Here is a 20,839-nt window from a genome sequence, read left to right as displayed (position 1 = left end):
GGTCGAATTCGCCATGAATGGTTTTTTTAATTATTCTGCATCAGGAGTGTTGCTTGAAACACCAACTTTTGACCATACAAAACTGCTATCTTTAGGATCAACAGTATAATCTGTTACACGATTATTTACTGCATAAATGACTGAACGGAACAATGTCGGAATGATCGGCATTTCATCGTTCATATATTTTTGCCATTGATCGTAAACTTGTTTACGATAAGCATGATCGAATGCTTTTTCTGAATGACCATCAGCTAATAACTGGTCATTTTGCGCACTTACGAAGTGAGAATAGTTAAATGGTACGTCTCTTCCATATAATCCGTATGGGTCTACGTCAGTACCAGTTCCCCATGCACCAGCATAAATGTCAACTTTAGGATCATCGTTTTGAACCATTTTATAGAAGGAGTTGAATTCTGCCAAACGTCCATCTACAAGCGATACATCTAAACCAACATTTTTCCAGGATTGAATATAGAAGTTAGCAAGTGGTTCCGCAACGTCTGAACCGCTCATGGACAAGAAATTGATATGGAATTTTTTACCATTTGGATCTTCACGAAGTCCATCACCATCAACATCCTTATATCCTGCTGCATCCAATAATTGTTTCGCTTTGGCAGGATCGTAACCAACTGAGTCCGCATTTGGGTTAGACCAGCTTGCGAATGATGGTGGAATTAGCGAAGTAGCAGGGAAACGCAGTCCATTGTATAGTTTTTCACCAACAGATTTTTCATCTAAAGCATAGGCCATCGCTTGACGCAATCTCTTGTCTTGGAATTTAGGGTTATCCATTACGTTAACACCTTTTTTAGCATCCCAGTGGCCTAATTTAAAGCCAATATAGCTGTACGCTAAATCAACTTTTCCGACAAAACTGAAGTTCTTAGCTCCTTTTGCAGCGGTGTATTGATCAACCGGATATTCGGCAATATCAATATCACCCGTTTTAAGTGATTGTAAAACAACCTTAGGGTTAACAACTTTAAAAATAATGCTTTTTAGCTTAGGTTTACCTGCATAGTAATCATCATTACGTACGAACTCAACTGATTCACCCGGAACCATCTTTTTAATCTTGAATGCACCAAAACCAAGTGGAGTCTTATGGATTTTATCAGATTTTGCTAAATCTTTAATAGGAATATCACCTAAGTAATGTTTTGGCATTGCATATGGCCATAAACCAGTTAATAAAGATGGGTTTGCTTTCGTGAAAGTAATCGAAAGTGTTTTGTTATTAATAATTTTGATACCTGAAATGTTTTTGGCTTTACCGGCATGGTATTTGTCCATACCAACAATGCTTTGGATAATAGCGTCACCGTAGCGTACACCTGTGTAATCTTTGTTTCCGATTACTAAAAATGAATATTCATAATCTTGTGCAGTAACAGGCTGACCATCTGTCCAATTTACATTGTCTTTAATTTTTACAGTAATGGTCTTATTGTTGTTTGACATTTGATAGGTTGCTGCACCATCATTGGTAAATTCATAGTCACCATTTGTGGAGAATAATGGCTCATCAAAAAATTGAAGAACGTCTGCGTCTGGCTGACCATCATAGAAAGCATAGTTTAACGTGCCCTCAAATGGAGTATCTGAAACTTCCCCATAATTTAGAGTTCCATCCGCTATTGGCTGTTTGTCTGCATTTTTAACCAATGGGAAGTTCCCGATGTTTTCTTGCGGCTTCTGACTTGAAGCAGTTGGTTTTTTACTGCCGCCGTCTGTGGAACTGTTGTTGCTCGTTGAACTGCTGCATGCTGATGCTACCAATCCTAGAGCAACGACAGGAGTAATAACCTTGACTAATTTACTTTTCTTCATCCTTCATTTTTCCCCCTTTTTTATCCTAATCTTTGCCTTGCATCGGCTGCGCGTTTAAATGCTTGGCCGATATAATTTATACTCAACATCATTACTAAAATTAGTAATGATGCAGGTAACCAGACCCACCATTTATTTTCTAAAACATCCGGATTTGTTGCATAGCTGATAAGAGTTCCCAAGCTTGGCGTACTCTCCGGCAGCCCGAATCCTAAATAAGTCAACCCCGATTCAATCCCAATATTACCTGCTAGATTAAGGGTTAGATTGACAATAATAATAGAGCTTAAGTTAGGGAGCACTTCTCGGAAAATAATTTTCCAATCGGGAGTTCCAAGTGTTTTGGAAGCACTTACATAATCAAGTTCTCTTTCAGCCAGGGTTTTTGACCTTATTAATCTAGCTTTCCCTGTCCACAAGAATGCACTCATAATTAACACAAAGGTGTAAACATTATATTTTGGAGCAATAGTAACAAAAACAATGATCAGCATTAAGCTTGGAAGGATTAGAAAAAAATCGATAATACGCATGATCATATTATCAACCTTACCGCCAAAATAACCTGCACATAATCCCATACAAAGACCAATACAGCCTGTCAATAAAGTAATAAATAATCCAATAGTAAATGAGTTTTTAGCCCCAATGATCAGCTGGCCAAATATATCTCTTCCCCCATAATCTGTCCCAAGCCAATGTTCCGAAGATGGAGGCGAGTAAATCGATAACAAATCTACCGTGACAATTTTTTCTTGATTTAATAGGATAGACGCTCCATAAACAATAATTAGAATGAGACCTAAAAGGATTAAGGATCCCAATGCCAATTTATCTTTCACAATCTCTCTCCACAAAATTGAAAGTACGCCGGTTTTATCCTTGGTTTTCACATTTTGTTTCTTAGGATTAACGATTTCAACTTTCATATCAAATCCCTCTCTACATGTTATTCAATTCTGATTCGTGGATCAACAGCACTTAAAATGATATCTGAAAGTAATGTTCCTACTAGTGTTGCCAAACCGGATATCATGACCAGTGCAGTAACAACACTAAAGTCACGCTGTGAAATGGAAGAGACGAATAACTGTCCAATCCCCGGATATCCATAAATTGATTCCAAGAAGACGGAACCGCCTATTAAATAGACAATTTCATAGCCAAGAAAAGCTGCTATAGGCAATAGAGAGTTTCTAAAAATATGTCGTGTATAAACTTTAGATTCGCTGACCCCTTTAGATCTTGCTGTCTTAACAAAGTCCTTAATTTTTGTATCTATGATTTCATTCCGTAAATATTGAATAGTAACGGTCGTACTGACAATAGCACCTGAAAATGCCGGTAAAATAAGGTGGTTAATTTTACTCATGTAATAGGCGAAAGTCCCATCCTGTACCCGAATGTCTACGCTGCCGCTGGTAGGAAACCAACCTAGAACAAAACCGAAAATAAATAATACTAATAATGCAAAAATGAATAGAGGTGTAGCAAACGTTACATAGTTGTAACCAACAATCATTTTATCTGCCAAGGAATTCGTGTATCTTCCACCAATAATTCCTAGCGGGATTGAAATGGCGTAACTAAGAATGAGGATGGCGAAACCTAATAGAACAGTGTTCCACATTTTCCCGGCCAGCAATTGTGTTACCGGTATTTGATGGATAATGGACAATCCTAAATCTCCATGAAACAATCCCTTAAGCCATCTGCCATATTGAACTGGTAACGGATCAAGCATTCCAAGTTTTTGTTTTAATTCATGCAGGGTTTGAGCATCCATTTTAGGATTGCTTGCCAATTGACCCGTTAATGCATCCCCAGGCATGGCCTTTGCTAATAGAAAGATTAGAATACTTAAAATAAATAACTGAGGGATCATCACTATGATTCTACGTAAAATAAATTTGAACATTTCTTACAAACCCCTCTCTATGGAAGTGCAACTGAATGTGTGTCCGTAATAGATTTAAGATTATAAACTTTTCCCTCATCATTAAAATACTTTTGATATGAATTTTCATATTCATTGCTAATCTCTTCCCGAAGCTGTTTTTGTTTCTCTCTATTTTTCGGATCAATATCCGGGATAGCGGAAATTAATCTCTTTGTATATATATGCTGAGGGTTTGTATATATATCTTTACTTGTCCCTTCTTCAACAAATTGACCGCGATACATGATCCCAATACGATCGCACATGTGCTGAATAATCCCTAAATCATGACTAATGAATAAGTAGGTCAGATTAAACTCTTTTTGAATATCCTGCATAAAGTTTAAAACCTGCGCTTGAACGGACACATCGAGGGCAGAAACGGGTTCATCAGCAATAATTAACTTCGGTTTAAGCGTCAGCGCTCTGGCAATCCCAATTCGCTGTCTTTGTCCGCCTGAAAATTCATGGGGATACTTGAAAATGGATTCTGGATTTAATCCTACCTTTTCTATGTAAAACTGCACTTTTTTTCTTTCTTCAGTAGGTGATAGTTTTTCAAAATTCCTCAGCGGTTCCGCAACGATATCCAACACTCGTTTTCTTGGATTTAAAGATGAATAGGGATCTTGAAAAATCATTTGAATATCTTGGCGATGCTTATGAAATTCTCTGCGGCTCAGATTCATCAGATTCTGGTTTTCAAAAAGGATTTCTCCTGAGGTTGCCTTAATGAGTCCAATTAATGCACGTCCAGTCGTTGTTTTCCCGCAGCCGGATTCACCAACAAGTCCATAAGTTTCGCCTTGTTTTAATTCAAAGCTGATATCGTCAACTGCCTTTACATGCCCCACTACTCTTTTGAAAAAACCACCGCGTATTGGATAATGCACTTTAAGATTATTAATTTTAAGAAATTCCATAGTTTACGTCTCCCATGTTTTTTTCTGGAAAGTGAAAGTTCTTAAAGCAGGTGCACCGGACATAATGGTTTGGTTCCACTTCTCTCATTACTGGATTTTCCTCATGTTCATGTTGATGGATCCATTCAATCCTATCTTTAAAGCGGCATCCTTTTCTTGGCAACTTTTGAAGAGAAGGAACAATTCCTTGAATGACATGCAATCTTCCCTTATTAGATGTAGATGATGGGATGGAATTTAATAATGACCTTGTGTATGGATGTAACGGATTTCCAAATAGTGTATTTACGTCTGCGATTTCGACGATTTCTCCTGCGTACATGACAGCAACCCGGTCCGCCATTTCAGCGACTACCCCGAGATCATGTGTAATGAGGATGATGCCTGCTTTCGTTTGCTTTTGCAGTTCTTTCAGCAAATCCATTATTTGCGCTTGAATGGTTACATCTAATGCCGTTGTCGGTTCATCTGCAATGACCAGCAACGGATCACAAGCAACAGCAATTGCGATTACGACACGTTGACGCATCCCTCCGGATAATTCATGAGGATATTGGTTGTAGGTTCGCTCAGGGTTAGGAATTCCAACCCTTTTCAAAAGACCAATGGTTTTTGCTCTTCTTTCAGAACTTGATAAATTCGTATGATTGACCATTGTTTCTTCAATTTGTTTTCCACATGTCATAAGCGGGTTAAGAGCTGTTAATGGGTCTTGGAAGATCATTCCTATCTCTTTTCCGCGAATTTTATTAATCTCTGCAGTTGAAAGTGAGAGCAGATTTTTCCCTTTAAAAATCACATCCCCTTCCTGCTTTGTTCTTTCCTTTGTGTGCAATCCCATTATTGACAAAGCTAACGCGCTTTTTCCGCATCCCGATTCTCCAACTATCGCAACCACTTCATTCTCATTAACTGTTAGATTGACATTATCTACTGCAGCAAAATAGTCGTTTTCTATTCGAAATGACGTACGAAGGTTCTGCACTTGTAAAAGTGGATGATTAAGCAATCTAAATCCCCCTTAAATCGATCAATCTATAAAAACCTTATCTCTTAAATAATAATAATTTCTATTTCTAACATTATATGTATTTTGTATATCTAATTAAAAGTTTATTACAGAATTTTTACAATTGCAATATTTTTTAGAAAATTATTATTTTTAAATTTTTGGAAAAAAAAAGAAAACCTGATATTCCAAGTTTTCTCCTTATTTATTCTATAAATTTTGTTGACGGGATCGAAAATGATAGTTTTGTAGAATAGTTATGATTACTATAGTATTTTTCCACTACGTTGAACCCAATCGCATAACCAAGCAGTTTTGGTATTCTTCCTCCACCATAAAGAAGTTCATCGTGAACTCTTTCATTTTTTCTCCGGTGTAATTGATTCACGATAAACACTTCCCATAGTTTTTCCATTTCTTTATCTGTATACATCTCACACCATTCGGCCAAATATTTTCTGCCGCAATTTTTTAGTACAGCATATTCCGCAAGTCCTTCAATCACAATGGAATCTAACAGGGTATAAGCCTCCATTTTTTTATTCATCCTGCTCAGCCTGCAGACATGATGATATTCATGAACGAAAAGCGCTTCCAGTTCCTTAGGGTCCTCAAAATCTGAAATAAACAGAAACATTTTGTCTGGATAAGAAACCCCTGATTTATTTCGTTCCTGTCTGAAAAAAAAACCTCTTGATTGGCCGATTGGAAAAAGAAAGATGGGTATATCCGGACCAGCCCATTTATTTTTGTAATACTGTAATAAGCCTTCCACCTTATCCCATGCTTTCTCCTTTAGCATCAAATTGAAATTGTTCTTCGTAGTCATTGATGGGCGGTACATCCCATATTTCAATAATTGGTTATAAATATCGGTCGGATCCATTCCTTTAAAATGTGGAAGGAGTTTTTCGCAGATTTTCGCGGGGCGGTCAAATTCATCCTTCATCCACTGGTCTGTACGAATGATTCCCATTTCCTCACTCCATTTTTTCCAGTATCTTCTGTTAATAGTTTATGTCGAAGGAGAAGAGTGGTTCTTTTTATTAATCATACATAATAAAAAGAGACTGTCTCAAAAAGGTTTTCCCTTTTGAGACAGTCTCTTTTATTATTTTTCGTATTTTCTAAACACGATTGTTGCGTTGTGTCCGCCAAAGCCTAACGAATTGCTCATTGCTGCTTTTACTTCTTTTTGCCGTGCTTTATTTACTACATAATCAAGGTCACATTCAGGGTCAGGCGTTTCATAATTAATTGTCGGTGGGAGGATGCTGTCTCTCATGGTCAGCACGGTGAAAATTGCTTCAACACCGCCGGCAGCCCCGAGTAGGTGCCCTGTCATTGATTTTGTTGAGCTCATCGCCAGTTTATAGGCATGTTCGCCGAATACTTCCTTCACTGCAAGAGTTTCAAACTTATCATTATATTCGGTACTTGTACCGTGAGCATTAATATAGTCAATATCTTCCGGCTTTAATCCGCCGTCGTTTATGGCCATTTTCATTGCCCTTGCTCCACCCTCGCCTCCAGGAGCAGGTGCCGTTATATGATACGCATCACCTGTTGCACCATATCCGATAATTTCTGCATATATTTTAGCGCCTCGTGCTAAAGCATGCTCTAATTCTTCTAATACAACAATTCCTGCTCCTTCACCAATAACAAAACCATCACGGTTCTTATCAAACGGACGGCTGGCAGTCAATGGATCTGGATTTGTCGATAATGCTGTATTGGCACAGAAGCCGGCAACAGACATTTTCGTAATTGGGGCTTCAGCACCACCTGAAATCATTACATCTGCATCGCCGCGCTGGATGACTTTGAAGGCATCTCCAATGGAATTGGTCCCGGTTGCACAGGCCGTAACAGTACAGGAGTTAAACCCTCTGGCTCCAAGAGTAATGGAAACTTGCCCTGTTGCCATGTCAGGAATCAGCATAGGAACAAAGAAAGGGCTGACTCGGCGGTATCCTCTTTTTTGAAAGGTTTCAAATTGTTCTTCGAACGTTTCCATGCCGCCGATACCTGAACCAATCCAAACTCCAACACGATCTGAATTTTCTTCATTTATAGTAAGGTTGGCATCTTTTACAGCCATAATGGAAGAGGCTACAGCATATTGGGTAAACCGGTCCATTTTTCTTGCTTCTTTTCGATCCATGAAAACTTCTGGATTAAAATCATTAATTTGAGCGGCAACTTTAGCCGGATACTCATCAGCATTCACTCTGGTTAATGGTCCTACCCCAGATTTTCCTTCAATAATATGTTTCCAGGTAGTTTCAGCATCAAGTCCAAGCGGTGTTACTGCACCAATGCCGGTAACCACTACTCTACGTTTTTCCATAAAATCCAACTCCTTGTCTATCTAACTTTCCCTATTTATATTATTTATAAAAAACTCTCATTATTTTCCCCAGCGAATCGCAATAGCCCCCCAGGTTAATCCACCGCCGAATCCAACCATGACAATGACATCGTCATCTTTTATTTTGCCTGCTTCTACCTCTTCGACGATTGAGATTGGGATCGAGGCGGATGAGGTATTGCCATACTTATGAACTGTTTTTGACATTTTTTCTGCAGGAAGCTCCAATCTTTGACGAGATGCTTCCATAATACGTATATTAGCTTGGTGCGGAATAAGAAGGTCTACATCCTCATTTGTTAGTCCAGCTTTTTCAAGAACATTTACACAGCTTTCTCCCATTTGGCGGACTGCAAATTTGAAAACTTCTCGACCGTTCATTATTATATATTCATCTTGATAGAGGTGCTTTGCCCCTACACCATCTGCGCCAAGTTCAAAGGAAAGAATTCCTCTATCACCGGAAACAGGTCCAATGATGGCCGCTCCAGCTCCATCCCCGAATAAAACGGCGGTATTACGATCATTCCAGTCGGTGATTTTTGAAAGTTTTTCAACACCTACTACAAGAATATTCTTATAAACTTCTGATTCAATAAACTGCTTTGCTGTAATAATTCCATACATAAAACCGGCACATGCCGCACTAATATCCATGGCGGCTGCTTTTTTTGCGCCTAGACGCTCTTGAATCAAGCAAGCAACAGATGGAAACGGGTGATCTGGTGTGACAGTAGCTACAAGTATTAAATCTATATCCATAGGAGTTATTCCGGCATCTTTAATAGCATTTTGTGCTGCCTCATAAGCCATATCAGAGGTGTCAATATTATCCTCGGCAATTCTTCGCTCTTCAATACCCGTTCTTGTTCGAATCCATTCATCTGATGTATCCATCACTTTTTCTAAATCAGCATTAGTTACAACTTTTTCTGGTAAATATCTTCCTATCCCTACAATACCAGCTCTCATCGAAGCCATCTCCTTCTGTATTTGTAATCCTGCAATAAAACTCCTTAGGCTTATTATCAATTATTATGACTTGGTACTAATTTTAGCAAAAAGAACTATATTTAAGCAACTGTTAAATACATCATTATCATCCGCAATTGCCCATCCATTTTATGAATTTAATTTTCATTATCTATTAATAGAAAATTTCTGTATAGTCATCTTTATTGGAATGAGTTTGAAAAAAAATAAGCTGCCTGGCAGCTTATTTTTTAGCCTTGATTACTGACCTTTTGTGCATCAGCTAAACCAAGCTCATAGGCCTCTTGCATTACTTTTGAAAATAAGTTCATAAATGGCTGAATTAAATCCATCGATAATTCAATACCAGCCTTGTCCAACTGGTCCTTGGCTTCAGGTAAATACTTCATAGCGATTTGCATAAATTGTAATGACTTTTCATCCATATTCATATGTATTCTCCTTCAATTCTGTTGATTTTAAACTTTGTAATTAGCGTTGGAATATGCTGTACATTCCAAATATAAAGGACGGAATGTCAGTGACATTTCGCCCTTTATATTCTACCTTTTATGAAATGAAATGAAAAGTTATATCGCTAACCATAAGATGCAGTATTATTATCTATATTGATCTTTTTCGAGCAATCTTTGCCAATGGATTGTTTGCTTTGTGAGAGAATCATCTATAGATGTAACATTTTTTATTGGAACTCTTTTGATTTCTTCTTCACCTAAATCCAATTCAAGCTTGTTCTTTTTCCCGGGATTATTATCAATATTTAAATATGCAGCGCACCTTTGCCAATGATTTTTCTTGCCGCTTTCAATCAAATAACTTCCTGGGATCCTGCTATCGATAATTTCCACCATCGTTTCAATGGCATCCTCCACAAATAAAGCATCCATTGTTCCTTCACGAATTTCCGTTAAATTCTCTTGCAGATTCATTTTTGTCAAGATAGCTCGTTGAAAAAGAAAGGTTTGTGGCTGCCAAGGACCATAAATGGAAGGTAAATAAATAAGCTGAAGCTCTTGTTTAACTGCGAGTGATTGTTGTAAAAAATCACGCAATGGTCTGAAGGCTCTTTCGTCAAGTGGATATACGGCCATTTGGGCCGGTAATAAAAATGATGCGATTGTGCTTTTTTCTTGATTTTGCTTTAATAAATCAAGAATTGGCTTTGTCACTGCCTCATTTCGTAAAATATCTTCCTTACCGTCCATGTATAGATCATATAATGAAAAAACAATGGCTTCCCCACTGTCATGTTGATTATTCCATTCCATTATTGATTGCTCATAAAAATTAGCGTTCCTGCCTATTTCAAACCTTTTTTCATCAAGATAGGGTACCCTATCGATATTCTCAACATGGATCCCCTTTACTTCAATGCCTTTTTCAAGTAAAGTCTTACAAACATGAAAATTGATAAAATCAAATACGCCAAACAGAATTACCTTGTCCATTTACCCGTCCTCCCCAAATATTCCTTATTGAATCCTATGCAAGGAATGAAGGAAATATTTCTTTTGGAGAGGAAGCAGGTTATAAGACATCTTCATACTTTTTATAAAATTTCATAAACATTTTTCCGAGTTGCGGCTTTTTTTCTGGCAGGACAAAAGTTGGACTTATTGTTGTCCCGCTTACTAATTTCTGAAGGAGCTTTGATTGGTTATAAGATTTTCCACCAGACAAAACTTGGATCATTTGAATCGGGACTACCGGCTCTCGAGTAATTTTCCCTTCAAATTTCATTAACTCCTCCTCTAGCATTGCTTGATCCATTTGATAGGCGGCTTCCAGTTCCTTCACTAATTTCTTATAAAAAAATTTGTTTTCTTTTTCCTGTTCCAGATGACCTTTAAGCGATAAAATTGGATTCAGTAATGCCACTGATCTAATTTGTCCGCTCATTTTTTCCAATAACCTAATAGCAACAAGAGCTCCCATCCCTTCTGCTAAAATATGAATTTTGTTATTTAGGATTTCGCTGCGAATTACATATTGGTATAATCTTTGTGCGAGCTCGACGGCCCTTTCACTTCCCCAGTTTCGCCCATAAAGATTTGAGGAAAAAATGGTATACCCTGATTTCTTTAATTCATCGATTATGGCCAGCTTTCCTTCGTTTTGCATCCAAAAGCTGTTTTGTTCATCCACAAAATGTCTTTCATCACCGATGATTAATATGGCAAAACCTGTTGGTCTTTCAGGGTAATGGATGATGTTCCACTCTGAATCCAATAGGAAATTCCGGTTCTCCATTGCTATTTCTCCTTTTACATATTTCCTCAGCATATTGTATGTGGTTTCACAAAAGATGAACGGGGATTTGCCTATTTCAACACATCTTGTATGATATTAATAAAAACACATTGACTAATCACAAAAATGAAAATTAGCGTTTATTATTTTAATATGCTATGGTAAGATTAAAAGAAGATGCAATAATGTTAGAGGTGAATTTTGTGCGATATTTTTGGACTTTTTTCTGGGCTCTATTATTGGTTGAAATGGTAACTTACGTAGTCAGCTCTATGACGGGCACTGCTTTCAATGTTCAGGTTGGTGCCGTTTTAGCCGTCGTCGTAACCATTTTGGTTTACGCTATATCAGCAATGATTCCAAATGAACCTGTTGAAAAACATTAATTCTCTAAAAAGAGTCTGCCCCGTGACTACGAGGCAGACTCTTTTTCTTCAAGATTGAATTTGCACCATTATTTCCCCATTATTAGTTTCTAAGACAACCTTTGAATGGTCGTGAACATTCCCGGCGATAATTTCCCTTGCAAGCTTTGTCTCAATATTTCTTTGAATGTATCGTTTTAATGGCCGTGCACCATAAATCGGATCAAAACCATTTTCAGCGATATACTCCTTGGCGTCATCATTGATCGAAATTTCGATATTCTGCTCTTTAAGCCTTTCCTCAAGCTCCTTAATCATCTTCACTACAATGCTCTTTATTTCTCCCAATGATAAAGGTTTAAACAATATCGTCTCGTCAATTCTATTAAGAAATTCGGGACGGAAATGCGCCCGTAATTGTGAAAACACCTTTTCCCGTGCGTTTTCTTTCATTTCAAATTCATTATCATGACCTTCTAACAGAAACTGAGACCCTATATTGGAGGTCATGATAATTACGGTATTTTTAAAATCTACGATTCGCCCTTGAGAATCTGTAATCCGTCCGTCATCAAGCGCCTGTAATAAAATATTAAAGACCTCTGGATGTGCCTTTTCGATTTCGTCCAGCAATATAACAGAATATGGCCTTCTTCTCACAGCTTCGGTTAACTGGCCACCTTCTTCATAGCCAACATAACCTGGAGGCGCTCCAATCAATCGGGAAACAGAAAACTTTTCCATATATTCAGACATATCGATGCGGATGATTTGTTCTTCACTATCGAAAAGTGATTCTGCCAAGGCTTTTGCAAGTTCTGTTTTCCCCACTCCTGTTGGACCCAGGAAAAGGAAGGAACCAATTGGACGATTAGGGTCCTTAATGCCCGCACGTGCGCGAAGTACTGCATCTGCAACTAATTGAACGGCTTCATTTTGTCCGATAACCCGTTCATGTAACAGAGAATCGAGCTTTAAAAGTTTTTCTCTTTCACCCTCCACAAGCTTTGAAAGTGGAATCCCTGTCCATCTTGAAACAATATTGGATATTTCTTCACCGGTTACCTCTTCACGGAGCAGCTTTTCACCCTTAGCCGCCTGAGCTTCTAATTCTTTTAGCTCTTTTTCTGCTAACGGAATTTGCCCATGGCGAAGCTCTGCCGCACGATTTAAATCATACTTGTCCTCAGCCTGCTGCAGCTCCCAGCGAAGCTTTTCAATTTGTTCTCTTTTCTCCTGCAGCTTTTGAATGCTCCCTTTTTCCTTCAGCCATTTTGCTTTCATCGCATCGGCTTGTTCCTTCAGGTCAGCCAGTTCTTTTAATAAAGCTTCTAACCGTAGTTTACTCGCCGCATCCTCTTCCTTTCTTAAGGCTGCTTCTTCAATTTCCAACTGCATGACCCTGCGCGTCACTTCATCCAACTCTGTGGGCATTGAATCAATTTCAGTCCGAATCAGGGCACACGCCTCATCCACTAAATCGATTGCTTTATCTGGTAAAAAGCGATCCGTAATATAACGATTCGATAAAGTGGCAGCGGCTACAAGGGCATGATCATGAATTTTTACACCGTGGTGCACTTCAAACCGTTCTTTTAAACCGCGGAGGATCGAAATGGTATCCTCTACATTCGGCTCTTGTACAAGGACTTGCTGAAATCTGCGTTCGAGCGCTGGGTCCTTTTCAATATATTTTCGGTGTTCATCAAGTGTTGTGGCTCCAATACAATGCAGCTCACCGCGGGCGAGCATCGGCTTTAACATATTACCTGCGTCCATTGCCCCTTCTGTCTTACCTGCCCCCACTATGGTATGAATCTCATCAATGAAAAGCAAAATTCGCCCTTCGCTCTTTTTTACTTCATTTAATACAGCCTTTAGCCTTTCCTCAAATTCCCCTCTAAATTTTGCCCCTGCTATCAGCGCACTCATGTCCAGTGAGAAAATCGTTTTATCCTTTAGACCTTCCGGAACATCCTTTCTGACAATTCTTTGAGCAAGTCCTTCCACAATCGCTGTTTTTCCTACTCCCGGTTCTCCGATCAGCACAGGATTATTTTTTGTTTTTCGAGATAAAATTCTTATGACATTGCGGATTTCGGTATCCCTTCCAATCACAGGGTCCATTTTCCCTGCTTTCACTTCCGCAACCAGATCCCTTCCATATTTTTTTAGGGCATCATAACCTGCTTCAGGATTTTGTGATGTCACTCTTTGGTTCCCCCTTATCTCTTTAATTGCCTGCAAAATATTCTCAGGCGTTTTTCCATTGCTTCTTATGATTTTTTTTAATACGGAATCTTCCGAATTGACCGCCGCCAATAAAATATGCTCTATCGATAAATAATCATCTGAAAATTTAGCTTCAAACTCTTCTGCACCTACAAACAATCGCTGCAGTTTTGCCGTAATATATAGCTTCCCCTGTTCCGCGCCGCTTCCTGTAACCTGTGGCTTTTTGTTCAATTCATTCATTATTTGTTCCCGAACAAGGTCTGAAGATAATCCTATTTTTTCAAAGATTGAATGAATCAAGCTATCCTCTTGATTTATAAGGGTAAAAAATAAATGGGACTCATCAACCTCCTGATGATTCTTTTGGATGGCGAGTGTCTGGGCATCCAACAAACCATTTTGTAATCTTTCTGTCATTCGGTTTAAATCCATTTCTTCACTCCTTGATTTGACCATTTTTGACTAATTAACTTAATTATAATGGAAGTGTTATCCTAATGTACAGTTTGTTGACATATGACATAAAAAAGTCATCCGCTTGGATGACTTTTTCTTGCTGCTTCATGGTTTCCGTTGATAGGTCCAATGCCGGTTATCATTTGATGTTTCCGGAAACGCGTCCCCTGCTTTTAGCTTTATTTTTTTGGGATTGAGCACATTGTCTCCCGTTTCGCCAACTTCAATATATACCCCATTATTAGGTGCTTTTTGCCCGGATTTAAAATGACGATTTTGCCCCATTTATTTCCCTCCTTCTCATGTACAATTTTATTATTTCCATTTCATTTGTGGTCATTAAAGGAAGTTCTTTCAAATTACTTCTTCAATCGACAATATTTCCTATGCAATAATGACAGGCTGCTTTTAGTTTTTGACGATTGTATGAATTTATTCCTCATTTATTGCTAATTATCTTTTATTACCAATATAATTATAGTGATATCTATATTGTTCAACTTGACTGTCATGGTTAATTATTTATAAAATTTTGCGATTTATTTCGCCCCTTTAAGGTGGTTGGTAGGATGCAGTCAATTACAGAAGTAATTACAGAAGTACCCATGGAGTTAAAACAACTTTTTGATTCTGTTCATAACATAAGAAAAATGGAGAAAGGTACCTTTCTTTTTCAAGAGGGATCACCCGCAGATGAGTTTTATATTATTCGCGAGGGAATCCTCCATATCAGTAAAATCATCCCTGATGGAAGAGAATTAACCCTGAGGATGTGTTCAAAAGGAGACTTCGTTGGAGAACTTAATATTTTTTCCTCCTCTGATCGAAATTTATTAAGTGCACGTGTTATCGAAAGTGGAGAAGTAGCCGTTATCAAGAAGGATGTTTTAGAAGAAATGCTTTCAAAGGACCTTTCCCTTTCACTCGAATTCATGAAATGGATGAGCCTGCAATTTCGCAGAACACAAACGAAATTTCGTGATTTGGTTCTTCATGGAAAAAAAGGGGCATTATATTCTACTTTAATCCGTCTATCGAACAGCTATGGTATTAAAAGCGATGATGGAATTTTAATACGACTTCTATTAACGAATCAGGAATTGGCCAATTTTTGCGGAACATCACGAGAGGTGGTTAACCGTTTACTGAGCGACTTACGAAAGGAAAAGATTATTTCAATAGAAAAAGGTTCCATAACGATTCATGATCTTGACTTTTTAAAAACAGAAATTGATTGCGAAGATTGTCCAATTGAAATATGTAAAGTAGATTAAACACGACCAAAAAGCGCCTTCGAAGGCGCTTTTTTTAATGTAAGAATCTAATTTGAATTTGGATGGCCATGATAACGAAAAAGACGGCTGAATTTATGATTTCGTATATGCCAATTTGTTTAGGTGTTAATGGTTTTCCATAAAAAATGACTGCCCGTATTAAACTTGGGATATAGGCAACAGCCACAATTGGATGGCCTAAGATTATCCAGGCAAAAATTAATAATAGATGATAACTCCAAGAAATCCACTTAAACTGAAGATTTTTCTTTTCACGAATCATTGTCTTAACATAAAATGTACAGCCTACAAAAAACAGGATAGAAGCAAAAAACAGTAGGATCGCTTCGACGGTTATAATCCCTAAGCCAAAAAAACTTGTTGCTAATCCGGCTATCGAAAAAGCAAAAATCGCACTAAAATCATTCATTAAGGCACGGTCTTGATTTTTAGAAGAATAAAAAGCATTAATAATAAAGAACGGTATCATTAAAAGACCGAAATAAATGATGGAAGGCCGTTTAAAAAGTGGGAGCAGCAGCAACAAACATGCTGGGACCATGTAAAGAAATGCCCATTTTGTATAAAAGGGAATTTTCTTTCCTTTAAAAAGAAGGAGAATCGGAAAGGTTCCCAAATACAATAGAATCCAACCGATGAAAAAAGGGATATCCTGCCATAAAAGGCCCCCATTTATCACCCCCAGCCAAAATGGGATAATCGTCATTGCCCATGCACCATGCTGCTTTGGTAAACATAACTTCATAACACGTTCACTCCCTTTTCTATCTACCTTAAATATAAGGGAGTGACATGGAAAAATAAGTGAAACATATCACATAACAAAATGATAAAAGAAGGCTTCAGCCTTCTTTTGGTCCGATTCTCTCCACTATGAAAACAAACATACTCCCCATTTCCCAGTCTACAAAGGAGTCGATTTAGGCCGCAGTGACAAAACTAACATTATTGACAATTTTATTAACATTATTAGCAAATTTTTAACTAGCCCTTTAATAATCCAATTACGTACTGTAGGGCTGTTTGATCAAAAAGTGAAAAGCATGGAATATCCAGCTTCTCTCTAAGATAGGCGTTCAATTCATCGGTCCAACAAATGATCACCTTCACATTGGAAATTGTAGTTAAAAGCGTTAGGTCTTCCGTGTCCCTTAACATTAGCATTTTGGGATAATTCTCATGCTTGTGCCCCTCGATTAATATAATATCAGGTTGCAGCGCTTCTAAAAGCGTTAATTGATCAACAAGAGTAAACCGAGATTTTTCTGCCTGAAGAATCAGCCTTCCGTCCCCTTCAACAATCGAGACATGTGCCCCTGCTGTAAGATGTCTCGATGAATCCTTATCAGTTAATACATCTGGCTTGCCGCCATGCCCGTGATGCTTAATGGTGGCGGTTTGGAGCCCTTGGTCTTTTAAAGCATGAATTATTTTTAAAATGAACGTTGTTTTACCAGTGTTTTGATAGCCAACCACTTGGAATATAACCGGTTTTACCAAGGCCAATCACTGCCGGTTTGATCCTCTAGTAAAAGGACATCTACCACATTCCCTGCTTCAAAACCCCTCGTCCCTCCAGGAAGCACCATTAGTGAATTTGCACCGGAAAGGCTCGTAATAATGTTAGACTTATCGGTACCACTCGGCGAAACTTTTAATTTCCCTTCTTCAATCGTTACGGTGCTTCGAACAAATCTTGTAAAGGGATTTGGCTTTGGAAATCCTGCCTCAAGTCCGGCTTTTTCTTTCCGTAAATGTGGTCTATCCGAAAATAACATCCTTCGAATAATCGGTCGGACAAACAACTCGAACCCCACGTAGCATGCCGATGGATTCCCAGATAAACCAAAAAGAATTTTTTGATTAAGCTGGGCAACGGTCGTCACACTGCCAGGTCTCATCGCCACTTTATTAAATAGAACATTTGCCTCTAATTTTTTATAAATTTCGGGAAGAAAATCAAAATCTCCTACGGAAACACCGCCGGTAGTTATTAATAGATCGACTTCTTCTAAAGCATTTTGTACTGCTTCAAAACAAGTGGCGAGCTCATCAGGAAGCTTGCCAAAATATTGGACCTTTCCTCCAGATCTCTCAATTTGTGCAGCAATCATATAGGAATTACTATTACGAATCTTCCCCGGTACCAGCGGTTCATCTACCTCTAATAGTTCTGTTCCGGTCGCGTACAAGCCAATAATAGGTTTTCTTGCGACGGGAACCTCTTTATATCCGAAGGTGGCGAGAATCGCTTGGATACCAGGGTTAATGATTGTACCTTTTTTTACTAAGATTTCACCTTCCTTACAATCCTCACCATGAAAAGATACATTATCCCCTTCTTTTATACTTCGTTTAATCGTCATAAATGGTCTTCCATTTTTCTCGAACGTTTGAGCTAATTCCAGCATGACAACTGCATCTGCCCTAGATGGCATCATAGCTCCCGTCATGATTCGAACCGCTTGAAATTCGTTTAAGATTTTATCGGTTGTCATCCCTGCCCCAATGTGGTCGATCACTTCAAATTCTACCGGATTGGTTAGCGATGCTTCTTTTGTATCCATTGACCGAACAGCGAATCCATCATACGGTGAACGGTTAAAGTGAGGGACATCGTTCGTGGCTAAAATATCCTTTGACAAAAAACGTCCATAACTCTCCTCTATCGGAACAAATTCTGTTACACCCGTTAATTGAAACTCCATTATTTTTTGAACAGCCTCAGCTACTGGGATGGGATTTCTTCTCTCCAACAAATTTAATCAGCTCCTGCCTGCAAAATATTCAAAAATGATTATGTAGATAATTCCATTATAAGACTAACCAAAACCTGTAAACATAGCAACCTTCAATAAACAGGTGATGCTTATTAAAAACATAACAAAAAAAACATATGAAATGTATGATTCCCATCACCCAGATTTTTTTCTTTTTCTATTATGCTTATTACAGAAAGGTTTCATATTAAGGAGGAAATGATAATGAACTTTACAATTACTGAAGATACATTAGTAAAAGATATCGTGAACGAAATACCGAAAACAAGTGACGTTTTTAAAAAGAATCGCATAGATTTTTGCTGTGGTGGAAATATTCCTTTATCCCAAGCTGTGGAGCAAAACCATTTAAATATGGATAATTTGATGGAAGAATTAAAAACTATTATTGAAAAAGGCAGCAATGCTGATACAGATTTAGAGGTTTGGACCGATTCCGATTCCAATACGATTATTGATCATGTTATTAGCCAATACCACCAAGTGACAATCGATGAATTAGCACAGCTTAGCCCCTATGTCACAAAGGTAACCCGCGTTCATGGGGATCATCATCCTGAGTTATTAAAGGTGTATGAGCTTTTTTATGAGTTCAAGAAAGAAATGCTAGAGCATATGGCTAAAGAAGAAGCTGTTGTATTTCCATTAATTCGTGCTCTTGAAGATAACACAGTGGAAAATCGCGAAGAAGCCATTGAGATGATTATTGAACTTGAAAAAGAGCATGACCATGCAGGTGAAATTTTAAGAGAAATCCGTGCGGTTACAGCTGATTTTGAACCTCCGTTTGATGCTTGCGGTACTTACCGATTGGTTTACAAGAGACTGGAAGATCTTGAAGGGTTAACATTTATGCATGTTCACTTAGAAAATAATATTTTATTCCCTCGTTATATCGGATAATTTTCAAAAATCCTGCTTTTTAATGAAGCAGGATTTTTTTCAATAAAAAGGCTGTGTTAAAGGGGAATGTTGTTTATTGACAACCGTTGATTGGAGAGGAGGGCCGCTCGACTCCTGCGGGATGTAGAGGTCACGGGAGACCCCGCAGGAGCCATAGGCGACGAGGAGGCTCCCGGACCTCCCCGCGGAAAGCGAGCGCCCGGAGCGGAAATCAACAATCATGTTTAATAGAGCCAATAAAAAAAGAGGATGCGCCCTAAGTCATCCTCTTCTAACCACCTATATAGGACATTTCAATTTTCTTGCGATTTTTATTGGATTCAGCCATTCTTTCATCGGAATATCGATCATCACGGCCGTTCCAAATTCCTGTGATACGTTCCTGTAATTCTTCATCTGTAGCACCATTTCTCATCATATTGCGGATATCATGTCCATTCCCATTAAACAAACAAGTAAAAATCTGTCCATTTGCTGAAAGACGTGCCCGGGTGCAGCTTGAGCAGAATGACTCCGAAACAGATGAAATAAAGCCTACATTGACATCCGTATCTTTATAACGATAAAGTTTGGCCACTTCACCAAAGTAAGCTGGATTTACAGCTTCAAGCTCATAATGTTCCTTTAATATCTCATAAATTTGCTTCTTAGTGATAACATCATCCATTTTCCAGCCATTTGTTGAACCAACATCCATAAACTCGATAAAGCGAAGCTCCAGGCCATTTTTTTTACAGTAATCAGCCATAGGAGGGATTTCTGTATCATTTAAGCCCTTCTTCACAACCATATTTATTTTTACGCCTAAGCCCGCCCTTTTAGCCGCTTCTATTCCCTCGAGAATGGGTTTGGTTCCAATACTTCTGCCATTGATTCTTCCAAACAGCTCATCGTTTAAGCTGTCAAGACTAACGTTCACTCTCTTAAGTCCTGCAGCTTTGAGTTTTTCTGCAAATGTCTTTAGAAGAAAACCATTCGTTGTTAAACCGATATCTTTTAAACCATCAATTTTGGATAGCTTGCTTATTAAAATCGGTAAATCTTTACGAAGCAGCGGTTCCCCGCCAGTTAACCGTATTTTTTCAACTCCAAGATGGACGAAAATTTTTGCCAGCCGTTCAATTTCTTCATAGGTCAACAGGGCACTTTTCGGTAAAAAAACGAAATCAGGACCAAATTTATCTGCTGGCATGCAATATTGACAGCGAAAATTACAGCGATCTATGATTGATATCCTTAAATCATGCATTGGTCTATTGAATATATCTTCAATAATGGTTTTTGCCATGTTATCAACTCCATTATTTAAAAGCTCATACCTGCTATCTCCCAGTGCTACAAGTAAACATTATTTATCCGTTAAATAAGCTTATCATTATCATAACAGAACTAGGGTCATGTACAAATAATTGTTTTTGGTAAAATTCTTTTTTGGTGTTTTCACTATATTGTCATTGTTTACCCAGTTTTTCTCCAAT

The 20,839-nt window shown here is 38.2% G+C and carries 20 protein-coding genes; 3 read left to right on the top strand and 17 right to left on the bottom strand.

All coding sequences use genetic code 11. The annotated features are described in order from the left end of the window. Positions 1–30: 30 nt before the first annotated feature. The 11 genes from opp4A to ACZ5XR_RS05250 all read right to left on the bottom strand — a co-directional run bounded on the left by opp4A (position 31) and on the right by ACZ5XR_RS05250 (position 11,327). The gene (opp4A, locus tag ACZ5XR_RS05300) at positions 31–1,839 is read right to left on the bottom strand and encodes an oligopeptide ABC transporter substrate-binding protein (RefSeq protein ID WP_464500631.1); all 1,809 of its coding nucleotides are present in this window, start codon (positions 1,837–1,839) and stop codon (positions 31–33) included. A 20-nt stretch (positions 1,840–1,859) separates the two neighbouring features. Next, entirely contained in the window at positions 1,860–2,768 is a 909-nt protein-coding gene (locus tag ACZ5XR_RS05295; protein ID WP_464500630.1) for an ABC transporter permease, read from the bottom strand. A 20-nt stretch (positions 2,769–2,788) separates the two neighbouring features. After that, positions 2,789–3,757, bottom strand: coding sequence for an oligopeptide ABC transporter permease (gene opp4B / locus ACZ5XR_RS05290; protein ID WP_464500629.1), 969 nt, complete (start codon positions 3,755–3,757; stop codon positions 2,789–2,791). A gap of 17 nt (positions 3,758–3,774) precedes the next feature. Further along, the gene (locus tag ACZ5XR_RS05285) at positions 3,775–4,701 is read right to left on the bottom strand and encodes an ABC transporter ATP-binding protein (RefSeq protein ID WP_464500628.1); all 927 of its coding nucleotides are present in this window, start codon (positions 4,699–4,701) and stop codon (positions 3,775–3,777) included. After that, entirely contained in the window at positions 4,688–5,710 is a 1,023-nt protein-coding gene (locus ACZ5XR_RS05280) for an ABC transporter ATP-binding protein (RefSeq protein ID WP_464500627.1), read from the bottom strand. Before ACZ5XR_RS05280 ends, ACZ5XR_RS05285 begins: the two co-directional genes overlap by 14 nt. Before the next feature lie 205 nt (positions 5,711–5,915). Continuing rightward, on the bottom strand, positions 5,916–6,686 hold the full coding sequence (locus ACZ5XR_RS05275) for a DUF2268 domain-containing putative Zn-dependent protease (protein WP_464500626.1): 771 nt from the start codon (positions 6,684–6,686) through the stop codon (positions 5,916–5,918). Positions 6,687–6,821: 135 nt separating this feature from the next. Next, positions 6,822–8,063, bottom strand: a complete 1,242-nt coding sequence (gene fabF / locus ACZ5XR_RS05270; protein ID WP_464500625.1) for a beta-ketoacyl-ACP synthase II — start codon at positions 8,061–8,063, stop codon at positions 6,822–6,824. A 60-nt stretch (positions 8,064–8,123) separates the two neighbouring features. Next, positions 8,124–9,056, bottom strand: coding sequence for a beta-ketoacyl-ACP synthase III (locus tag ACZ5XR_RS05265; RefSeq protein WP_464500624.1), 933 nt, complete (start codon positions 9,054–9,056; stop codon positions 8,124–8,126). 251 nt (positions 9,057–9,307) lie between these two features. Then, on the bottom strand, positions 9,308–9,502 hold the full coding sequence (locus ACZ5XR_RS05260; protein ID WP_464502230.1) for a ComZ family protein: 195 nt from the start codon (positions 9,500–9,502) through the stop codon (positions 9,308–9,310). A gap of 174 nt (positions 9,503–9,676) precedes the next feature. After that, entirely contained in the window at positions 9,677–10,525 is an 849-nt protein-coding gene (locus ACZ5XR_RS05255; RefSeq protein ID WP_464500623.1) for a Rossmann-fold NAD(P)-binding domain-containing protein, read from the bottom strand. Between the two features lie 79 nt (positions 10,526–10,604). Next, on the bottom strand, positions 10,605–11,327 hold the full coding sequence (locus tag ACZ5XR_RS05250; RefSeq protein WP_464500622.1) for a lipase family protein: 723 nt from the start codon (positions 11,325–11,327) through the stop codon (positions 10,605–10,607). Between the two features lie 203 nt (positions 11,328–11,530). On the opposite strand from ACZ5XR_RS05250, the gene ACZ5XR_RS05245 reads away from it, so the two are divergent. Continuing rightward, positions 11,531–11,713, top strand: a complete 183-nt coding sequence (locus ACZ5XR_RS05245) for a YjzD family protein (RefSeq protein ID WP_464502229.1) — start codon at positions 11,531–11,533, stop codon at positions 11,711–11,713. A gap of 48 nt (positions 11,714–11,761) precedes the next feature. Here the strand turns inward: ACZ5XR_RS05245 and clpB are convergent, their stop codons facing one another. Next, entirely contained in the window at positions 11,762–14,359 is a 2,598-nt protein-coding gene (gene clpB / locus ACZ5XR_RS05240; RefSeq protein ID WP_464500621.1) for an ATP-dependent chaperone ClpB, read from the bottom strand. Between the two features lie 129 nt (positions 14,360–14,488). Further along, on the bottom strand, positions 14,489–14,668 hold the full coding sequence (locus tag ACZ5XR_RS05235) for a YjzC family protein (protein WP_464500620.1): 180 nt from the start codon (positions 14,666–14,668) through the stop codon (positions 14,489–14,491). A 320-nt stretch (positions 14,669–14,988) separates the two neighbouring features. On the opposite strand from ACZ5XR_RS05235, the gene ACZ5XR_RS05230 reads away from it, so the two are divergent. Then, positions 14,989–15,657: a Crp/Fnr family transcriptional regulator gene (locus ACZ5XR_RS05230; protein WP_464502228.1), complete on the top strand. Its 669-nt coding sequence runs from the start codon at positions 14,989–14,991 to the stop codon at positions 15,655–15,657. A gap of 34 nt (positions 15,658–15,691) precedes the next feature. On the opposite strand, the gene ACZ5XR_RS05225 is transcribed toward ACZ5XR_RS05230, so the two are convergent. From ACZ5XR_RS05225 to ACZ5XR_RS05215, 3 genes are all read right to left on the bottom strand, one after another. Next, positions 15,692–16,423, bottom strand: coding sequence for a YwiC-like family protein (locus tag ACZ5XR_RS05225; RefSeq protein WP_464500619.1), 732 nt, complete (start codon positions 16,421–16,423; stop codon positions 15,692–15,694). A 239-nt stretch (positions 16,424–16,662) separates the two neighbouring features. Further along, on the bottom strand, positions 16,663–17,178 hold the full coding sequence (gene mobB, locus ACZ5XR_RS05220; protein ID WP_464500618.1) for a molybdopterin-guanine dinucleotide biosynthesis protein B: 516 nt from the start codon (positions 17,176–17,178) through the stop codon (positions 16,663–16,665). Continuing rightward, positions 17,172–18,437, bottom strand: coding sequence for a molybdopterin molybdotransferase MoeA (locus ACZ5XR_RS05215; protein WP_464500617.1), 1,266 nt, complete (start codon positions 18,435–18,437; stop codon positions 17,172–17,174). Before ACZ5XR_RS05215 ends, mobB begins: the two co-directional genes overlap by 7 nt. A 225-nt stretch (positions 18,438–18,662) precedes the next feature. Here ACZ5XR_RS05215 and ric point away from each other — a divergent pair, with 225 nt between their 5' ends. Next, complete coding sequence (gene ric, locus ACZ5XR_RS05210) at positions 18,663–19,361, top strand: iron-sulfur cluster repair di-iron protein (protein ID WP_464500616.1); 699 nt, start codon at positions 18,663–18,665, stop codon at positions 19,359–19,361. 271 nt (positions 19,362–19,632) lie between these two features. Here ric and moaA read toward each other — a convergent pair whose 3' ends face one another. Continuing rightward, positions 19,633–20,649, bottom strand: coding sequence for a GTP 3',8-cyclase MoaA (gene moaA / locus ACZ5XR_RS05205; RefSeq protein ID WP_464500615.1), 1,017 nt, complete (start codon positions 20,647–20,649; stop codon positions 19,633–19,635). Positions 20,650–20,839 lie beyond the last annotated feature (190 nt).

The organism is Neobacillus sp. Fa239 (assembly GCF_055395235.1).
This window is presented reverse-complemented; position numbering and strand designations above follow the sequence as displayed.